Source organism: Pseudomonas shirazensis (assembly GCF_014268785.2).
Taxonomy (GTDB): domain Bacteria; phylum Pseudomonadota; class Gammaproteobacteria; order Pseudomonadales; family Pseudomonadaceae; genus Aquipseudomonas; species Aquipseudomonas shirazensis.
Genome location: NZ_JABWRD020000016.1, coordinates 1 through 281, shown reverse-complemented (window position 1 = coordinate 281; position 281 = coordinate 1). Strand labels below are relative to the sequence as shown.

Genomic DNA, 281 nt, shown 5'->3' with positions numbered 1-281 from the left:
ACCTATCAGGTCAAGGACTCGCTCGGTAATACCACCACCAGCAACATCGTCATCAGCATCGTCGATGACGTGCCCCAAGCGCACTGCGACGTTGCTCGTGTGGAAATGGGTGGGCAGGTCAGCGGTAACGTGCTGCTCAACGACGTGATCGGCGCCGACGTCTCCGCCGATGGTAAATATGTAGTCGGTGTACGCGCCGGTTCAGATACGTCGACGCCTGCCTCTGGCCAACTCGGCGTCAACGTCCAGGGCACTTACGGCTACATCACCCTCGATGCCGA

1 protein-coding gene is annotated in these 281 nt (G+C 59.4%); it reads left to right on the top strand.

What is annotated here, in order from left to right; genetic code table 11:
- Positions 1 to 281 (top strand): hypothetical protein (locus tag HU736_RS21685; protein ID WP_217862406.1); only part of this gene is annotated, 281 nt, incomplete at both ends.